Below are 8,159 nucleotides of genomic sequence, written 5' to 3' on the forward strand. Positions count from 1 at the left end.
AGGAGGTAAAAATGAAGAAGGTAAAAAATTTATTCTTTGGCTTATTAATATTTAGTTTAGTTGCGATATGCTTTATAATTGATAAGCCATTAGATACTAAAGCTTCTAGTGATGATAAAAACAGTTTGCCATACACACAATTGAAAAACACTAGTACTGATGTAAAAAAAATTTATAATGAAAATTATCAAAATCAAATATATCAACAAATTGAAAAATATAAAATAATGAATAAATATACATCAGATAATCCATTGTTAATAGAAAATCCCTTTGGTACTAACACTACTGGTATTTACGTTTATTTCATCACAGAAACTGATTGTAAAGTATCTTATACTATTAGCTGCAAAGGGTATGAAGACTTTTCCAGAACCCTTAATACTAATACAACAAGCGGTTTTACAAAAGAACATGAATATCTTTTAATAGGCGCAATTCCTGGAGCTAAAAATACTATTACTCTACACATTAACAATAAAAACAATCAAGAAATCGATTCAATATCCTGGTCATATCAAGCACCTAAGCTACAAGGAGGCAATGAATATGTCACAGTTGATACAACTACATATGACACTACTTCTCCTTTAAGTAACGGACTATATACAGTTTTAGGTAATGATGTAACTGAAGAAAGTGACGTCTTAGCATATATGCGTTTATATGATAATAATGGCATCATTCGTAGTGAGATACCTATTATCTCATATCGTTCACATCGTTTATTATTTAAAGATAATACAATGTATATGAGTGTTTCTAGCACTTTAATTGTGGGAATAGATCAAATTGGTTATGTTAGTAAATTTTATGATACTGGAAGCTATAAGTTACATCATGATTATATCTTTGATGATAATAATAATTTAATTGTTCTCGCTAGTGAAAAAAATGCTGAAACAAGTGAAGACAAAATTATTATGATTGATCATGAAAGCGGTGAAGTTAGTGAATTAGTTGATTTAATCGAACTTTTTCCTAACTATTATAAAACAACCACTTTACCTAAAAATGCTGAGGATCTTGACTGGATGCATATTAATTCCTTAGAGCTTGTAAATAACGATAGTTTAATAATAAGTTCGCGTGAAACATCAACAATTATTAAACTTAATGACATATATAAAAATGTAAAAATTGATTATATGATAGGTTCAAACAATTTCTGGCAAGATAGTGGCTACAGTGATTTACTCTTAACTAAAATAGGTGATTTTTCAATGCAAGCTGGTCAACACTGTGTAACTTATCAAGAAGATGATTCATTAGAAAATGGTATATATTATTTATATCTTTATAACAATAATTTAGCTACAAGCTCAACTCAACCTGATTATAATTGGCAAGAGGATGATAATTATCAAAATGCATACTTTAATTTAAAGAAAGGTACTTCTTATTATTATAAATATTTAATTAATGAAAATAATCGTACTGTTGAATTAGTAAATGCTATTCCTGTAGACTATTCTGGATATGTTAGCAGTGTACAAGAATTAGAAAATAACATAATTATTGATAGTGGTATGGCAATGACTTGGGGAGAATATGATAATTATGGAACACTAATTAAAAAGTTCACTACTACTGGGGGAAAATTTATTTATCGTGTTTTTAAATATGATTATAATGATTATTGGTTTCAATAATCATTATTTATTTTATCAAAACAATTGAATAGATATTTTATTTTTGTTATTCTTCCTATAAGGAGAAAGCAAATGGAAATAATTTTTGAATTAATTGGTGAACTTTTTATAGAAAGTTCAGTTGAACTTATTTTTAATAAAAAAATTTCATGGTGGATAAGATTTCCCTTAATTATACTAATAATCTCATTATACCTATTTATTTTCCTCGGATTAATGACTCTTGCTATTATTACAATATTAAAACATCAATTCATAATGGGGATTATTTTTTTTATAACAGCTATTTTAATTGCATATTATCCTTGCTATACAACTTATAAATATATTAAAGCAAAAAAGAGCTATAACAAAGTAAAATAGTTAAGTCTGTAAAATCGAGTAGGAGGAAATAATCAATTTAATATCATTAATTATTTCCGACCTCTCACACCACCGGGCAAGCCGTTAGGCACACTCATCCTCAATGATTCGTGTTGCTCAGACCAAAGTTTTGCCTCCATCTTCTTTCAGATTCTACCTCACGATAGACACCCTTGATATTGGCTAGTGGTTGGCAGTTGCGACATTACCCCCACAGTGGACTTTCACCACCTAGATATATGCCATGCCTGGCATACCAAAAAGACAATGCCTCAATTCAAGATACATTCTCTTTTTTTGTATAATTAAATCATGAAACAATCACTTTTATACAATCTAATTACATTACTCATTATACAGATGGGACATGTGTTTAATGAATATGATAAAAGCAGGGAATATTAACTGATATATATAGGTTATAATTTATAAAAAATATCACAAATACAGAGTGAGAGAAAAGAAAAACAGTTACTAAATTAGTAGAAATCATTGACAGCACCATGAAAAGAAACATTGAAAAAGTACCTTTTAGCCAACAATACCCTCAGGCTAAATAATTATCAAAAATAAGAGATGCAGTAATTATAAATGTTAATTACTTTTTATTATGCATAAAAAAGCTGAAACAAATTCAACTTTCTTTAAAAAGTTATTTCGTTACAGCCCCTTTTTTATTTTTGCAATGCTTGTTTTGCTAATGCCAACGCACCACATACACCTGCATTATCTCCTAGAGCAGGAGAAACTATATAATCATTAATTTTATCTGTTAAGATTTCATCTTTTTGAACATATCCATTTAAAAACTCTCTTAGATATTTATATATCAATGGAAACATTTGCTTTTGCTTTGAAACTCCACCACCTAAAATGATTTTTTTAGGAGATATAACTAAAATATAATTTGCTAAAGCCTGCCCTATATAATAAGCCTCTAAATCCCAAGCAGGATGATCTTCAGGTAATTCAAATCCTTTTTTACCCCACCGAGCTTCAATTGCAGGACCAGCTGCTAAACCTTCAAAACATGTTCCATGAAATGGACATTTACCAGCATATGAATCATCTTCACGTACTACCATTTTAATATGTCCCATTTCTGGATGCAATAGTCCATGAACAAGTTTTCCCTCAACAATAGCTCCACAACCTATCCCAGTACCAATCGTCATGTATAAAGCACTATCTAGTCCTTTTGCCGCTCCAAAATACGCTTCCCCAAGAGCAGCCCCATTAACATCAGTATCAAAGCCCATAGGGATATTATAGCGTTCTTTCAAAGCTCCTATAATATTAAAATTTTGCCAACCTGTTTTAGGAGTTGATGTAATATAACCATATGTTGGACTATTTAAATCTGGATCTATCGGTCCAAAACAGCCTACTCCTAAAGCTTCAATATCTTTACCATCAAAAAATTTAAATATATTTGCTATTGTCTTTTCTGGAGTTTCAGTTGGAAAAGAATCTCTTTCAATCACATTACCAAATTCATCTCCAACACAAACCACAAATTTAGTTCCACCAGCTTCAATTGCACCTAATTTCATCTATTTTCCTCCTTGATTTAATTCTATTATATCTTAAATAAGTTTACAAATGAATATATATTTACGCAAAAACAAACTTTTAATAATCCTTGTTATTTGTATGTAAAAAAGACCATAAATATGATCTTTTATCTATAATTATCAACATGTAATAATTTATTAGCGTTCTCAAGTCTTTCTTTAGAAGGGGGACAAACACCCTCTAATTGATATGAGAGTCCTAATTCTTCCCATTTAAAAGTACCTAAAGTATGATACGGCAATACTTCTACTTTCTTTACATTTTTTAAAGTACTAATAAATTTATCCAGCTTAATTAAATACTCATCTTTATCACTAATACCTGGAACTAACACATGGCGAATCCAAACCGGCTTATTTATATCCGAAAGATATTTAGCCATATCTAAAATATTTTCATTTGATTTACCAGTTAATTCTTGATGCTCTTTACTATTTATATGTTTAATATCTAATAATAATAAATCTGTATATTTCATTAATTCATCAAATTTAGAAATAAAGGGTTCTTCCCTCGTAAAATTAGCACCACTAGTATCAATACACGTATTAACACCTTCCTTTTTTGCTAATTTAAAAAATTCAATTAAAAAATCAATTTGTAATAATGGTTCACCACCACTTACTGTAATTCCACCTTCATCGCCCCAATAACTTTTATATTTTAAAGCTTTTGTTAATGCTTCTTGAGGTGATATTTCCATTGTTGCCTGCTTATTTGCCCAGGTATCAGGATTATGACAAAATTTACAACGTAGTGGACAACCATGAAGAAAATAAATATAACGAATTCCTGGTCCGTCTACTGAACCAAAACTTTCAATTGAATGCACAGCTCCAATAACTTTATTCTCCATCTTAATCTCCATTTCATCTTATGATAATTATTTTATCCATTTTCATTTTATTAAAACAGCCTCTTGTTAAAAGAGGCTGTTAGATTAGTTTTCAAAAACTATATTACATTGCTTTATGACAAGTTCTTGAGATAACATCCATTTGTTGTTCACGAGTTAAATCAATGAACTTAACTGCATAACCAGATACACGAATAGTAAAGTTTGCATATTCTTCTTTTTCTGGATGTTCCATAGCATCAATCAATTTTTCAGTTCCAAATACATTTACATTTAAATGATGAGCACCTTGATCAAAATATCCATCTAATACACGAGCAAGTGTATTTTTACGTTCATCATCATCATGTCCTAAAGTATCAGGACTAATTGTTTGAGTATTAGAAATACCATCTAACGCCCATTCATATGGTAATTTAGCAACAGAATTTAATGAAGCTAATAAACCAGATTGTTCAGCACCATAAGCTGGGTTAGCACCTGGTGATAAAGGTTCACCTGCTTTACGTCCATCAGGTAATGAACCAGTAGCTTTACCATAAACAACGTTAGAAGTAATTGTTAAAATTGAAGTAGTTGGTTCAGAATCACGGTAAGTATGATGTTTTTTGATTTTTTCTAAGAAAGTTTGTAATAACCATACTGCGATATCATCTGCACGGTCATCATCATTACCATATTTAGGGAAATCACCTTCAGTTTCATAATCTACAACAATACCATTTTCATCACGGATTGTTTTAACTTTAGCATATTTAATAGCACTTAATGAATCTACTACATGAGAGAATCCAGCAATACCAGTAGCAAAAGTACGTCTTACATCAGTATCGATCAAAGCCATTTCAGCTGCTTCATAATAGTATTTATCATGCATATATTGAATTAAGTTAAGTGTATTTACATAAATATCAGCTAACCAATCCATCATTTGATCATAGCTTTTCATAACTTCATCATAATCTAAATATTCAGAAGTTATTGGACGATATTCAGGAGCTACTTGAACTTTAGTTTTTTCATCAATACCACCATTGATAGCATATAATAAACATTTAGCTAAGTTAGCACGTGCTCCAAAGAATTGCATTTCTTTACCAGTTTGTGTAGCAGATACACAACAACAAATTGAATAATCGTCACCCCATACTGGACGCATTACACAGTCATTTTCATATTGTACAGAACTTGTATCAATTGAGATCTTAGCAGTATATTTCTTAAAGTTTTCTGGTAATCTAGAAGAATATAATACTGTTAAGTTTGGTTCTGGAGAAGGTCCCATATTTTCTAATGTGTGTAAGAAACGGTAATCATTTTTTGTTACCATTGGACGCCCATCAGATCCAATACCAGCTACTTCTAATGTAGCCCAAACTGGGTCACCAGAGAATAATTGATTGTATGAAGGGATACGTGCAAATTTAACCATTCTACATTTCATAACAAAATGATCAACTAATTCTTGTGCTTCTTCTTCAGTAATAATTCCAGCTTCTAAATCTCTTTCAATATAAATATCTAAGAATGTTGAAATACGTCCTACAGACATTGCAGCACCATTTTGAGTCTTAATAGCAGCTAAATAACCAAAGTATAACCATTGAACAGCTTCTTTTGCATTTTTAGCAGGATTTGAAATATCAAAACCATATACTTCAGCCATTTTTTTCATACCATGTAAAGCTCTAATTTGTTCTGCTAGTTCTTCACGACGACGAATAATATCATCTTTCATAGATCCACTTCCACAAACAGATAAATCATGTTGTTTGAAAGCAATTAATTCATCAATACCATATAAAGCGATTCTACGATAATCTCCTACAATACGTCCACGTCCATAAGTATCTGGTAATCCAGTAATAATTTTATTACGACGAGCCGCTCTAATTTCAGGTGTATATACATCGAAAACTCCTTGGTTATGAGTTTTATGATATTCAGTAAAAATTTTGTGTAATTCAGGATCTGGTGTATATCCATAAGTTTCACAAGCTTGTTCAGCCATTTTAATACCACCATAAGGCATAAATGCTCTTTTTAATGGTTTATCAGTTTGTAAACCTACAACAGCTTCTAAATCTTTTAGATCTTCATCAATATATCCAGGACCATAGGCAGTTAAACCAGAAACCACATGAGTTTCCATGTCTAATACTCCACCTTTAGCACGTTCTTCTTTTTGAAGTTCTTGTAATTTTCCCCATAGCTTATTTGTAGCATCAGTTGGTTCAGCTAAAAATGATTCATCACCATAATATGGTTTATAGTTATTTTGGATGAAATCACGAACATTAATTTCTTCTTTCCAAAGTCTACCTTTAAAGCCATTCCATTGTTCTTTTTTTAACATGTCTTTTTTTTCCTCCTTGAAATTGTTTGACTGTTAGTTAAGCTTATACAAAGTTTTAAATAATAATCCGATGGATTTTGCAAGGGATGTCATCAAGACTATTTATTCTTCCCGATTGTAAAGCATTTACATTTTAAGAATAACACACACTATATTTTGGAAAACGACTTCATTTTCCTCTGTTATCCACGCTTGCATTATATTATATTTTGTTTTTACAATTCAAGTAGTTTGCACCAAAAAAACAAATTATTTTCAACAAATTTCATTTACCTTATATTATATAATAACATATTAATAATGTAAGCTCTTACACAACAAGATTCTTTATTTTTTAAATCTCTATTAACTAAAGATTTAAATTATCTATTTTATATAAAATTAATCAATTTAATAGTAGATTTTTTTTTTAATTTATTATATAGTATTATCTAAGTTGTCAGGAGGGAACATAATGAATTTAACATTCAACACAGATACTGATTTCAATCAAGTTAAAATGATTATAACCGATATTATAAAAAATACCGCTAATGATTTTGATTTATTTCTTTCTACTAATTCAATCAAAAATTTATCTGTGCACCTAAGTATTGCTATTATTAGAATAAAATCAGATAACTACATTCCTTTAAGTAATGGTCAGATTAGCTCATATAAACAAGAATACAGTTATCCATATGCCAAGATGTTATGTGATCGTCTTGCAAGAAAATTTGAAATTGATTTTCCTGAAGCAGAAGTATCTTTAGTTTCGATGTATTTATCTAAAAATCAAAAACTAGACTTAGAAATTAATTCTGGATTTGATCTACTAGATGATAATGTTTTTAAAATTATTAATGAAACAATGACTTGTATATATCAAAAATATCATAAAGATTATCGAAAAGATGATAAATTATTTGTTGCTATTGGATTACATTTAGAACCTGCATTAGAAAGATTATCTAATGGTCAAACAGTTGAAAATCCTTTAAAAGATAAAATTATAGAACGACATAAAGAAGAATATAACTATAGTAAAATTCTAAACAACATAGTAAAACAAGAAACCGATTTATCATTCAATGAAGATGAACTAGCATTTATTGCTCTTCATTTTGTTGTTGCCAATAATCGAATCGAAGATTAAAACTTACATTTAAAAAATCGTACAAATTCATGTACGATTTTTTTATACTTTTAACTATTTATTTTTTCTTTTTTTATTTCCGTATAACCCTAGAGCAGCAATTGCTAGTCCTGCTAGTGGATACATCATATTTGTTGTATCTCCTGTCTTTGTTGCATTTACTGTACTATCTCCTGGTTTTACAGTACTTTCAGGGTTAGTTGAATTAGTTTCTAATCCTGC

The 8,159-nt window shown here is 29.6% G+C and carries 7 protein-coding genes; 3 read left to right on the forward strand and 4 right to left on the reverse strand.

The features are described 5' to 3' along the window. The first annotated feature begins 11 nt into the window (after window positions 1-11). Window positions 12-1,652, forward strand: coding sequence for an aryl-sulfate sulfotransferase (locus tag ACLR9T_RS09315; protein ID WP_413109269.1), 1,641 nt, complete (start codon window positions 12-14; stop codon window positions 1,650-1,652). A 72-nt stretch (window positions 1,653-1,724) separates the two neighbouring features. Next, window positions 1,725-2,015, forward strand: coding sequence for a hypothetical protein (locus ACLR9T_RS09320; protein WP_413109270.1), 291 nt, complete (start codon window positions 1,725-1,727; stop codon window positions 2,013-2,015). Between the two features lie 674 nt (window positions 2,016-2,689). On the opposite strand, the gene ACLR9T_RS09325 is transcribed toward ACLR9T_RS09320, so the two are convergent. The 3 genes from ACLR9T_RS09325 to pflB all read right to left on the reverse strand — a co-directional run bounded on the left by ACLR9T_RS09325 (window position 2,690) and on the right by pflB (window position 6,802). Next, window positions 2,690-3,568 carry an ROK family protein gene (locus ACLR9T_RS09325; RefSeq protein ID WP_413109271.1) on the reverse strand — a complete coding sequence of 293 codons (879 nt, stop codon included), beginning with the start codon at window positions 3,566-3,568 and terminating at the stop codon, window positions 2,690-2,692. A 128-nt stretch (window positions 3,569-3,696) separates the two neighbouring features. Further along, window positions 3,697-4,446, reverse strand: a complete 750-nt coding sequence (gene pflA, locus ACLR9T_RS09330; protein ID WP_413109272.1) for a pyruvate formate-lyase-activating protein — start codon at window positions 4,444-4,446, stop codon at window positions 3,697-3,699. A 103-nt stretch (window positions 4,447-4,549) separates the two neighbouring features. Beyond that, entirely contained in the window at window positions 4,550-6,802 is a 2,253-nt protein-coding gene (gene pflB / locus ACLR9T_RS09335; RefSeq protein WP_413109273.1) for a formate C-acetyltransferase, read from the reverse strand. Window positions 6,803-7,256: 454 nt separating this feature from the next. On the opposite strand from pflB, the gene ACLR9T_RS09340 reads away from it, so the two are divergent. Continuing rightward, entirely contained in the window at window positions 7,257-7,937 is a 681-nt protein-coding gene (locus ACLR9T_RS09340) for a BglG family transcription antiterminator (RefSeq protein ID WP_413109274.1), read from the forward strand. A gap of 54 nt (window positions 7,938-7,991) precedes the next feature. On the opposite strand, the gene ACLR9T_RS09345 is transcribed toward ACLR9T_RS09340, so the two are convergent. Then, the coding region (locus ACLR9T_RS09345) for an LPXTG cell wall anchor domain-containing protein (RefSeq protein WP_413109275.1) at window positions 7,992-8,159 on the reverse strand (168 nt) is incomplete at its 5' end.

This window comes from Thomasclavelia sp. (genome assembly GCF_047249845.1).
In the GTDB taxonomy this organism is placed as follows: domain Bacteria; phylum Bacillota_I; class Bacilli_A; order Erysipelotrichales; family Coprobacillaceae; genus Thomasclavelia.

What these genes read in the sequence shown, in the direction of transcription:
- ACLR9T_RS09315 (WP_413109269.1), top strand. Translation starts at nt 12, where the DNA reads ATGAAGAAGGTAAAAAATTTATTCTTTGGCTTATTAATATTTAGTTTA.
- ACLR9T_RS09320 (WP_413109270.1), top strand. Translation starts at nt 1,725, where the DNA reads ATGGAAATAATTTTTGAATTAATTGGTGAACTTTTTATAGAAAGTTCA.
- ACLR9T_RS09325 (WP_413109271.1), bottom strand. Translation starts at nt 3,568, where the DNA reads ATGAAATTAGGTGCAATTGAAGCTGGTGGAACTAAATTTGTGGTTTGT.
- pflA (WP_413109272.1), bottom strand. Translation starts at nt 4,446, where the DNA reads ATGGAGAATAAAGTTATTGGAGCTGTGCATTCAATTGAAAGTTTTGGT.
- pflB (WP_413109273.1), bottom strand. Translation starts at nt 6,802, where the DNA reads ATGTTAAAAAAAGAACAATGGAATGGCTTTAAAGGTAGACTTTGGAAA.
- ACLR9T_RS09340 (WP_413109274.1), top strand. Translation starts at nt 7,257, where the DNA reads ATGAATTTAACATTCAACACAGATACTGATTTCAATCAAGTTAAAATG.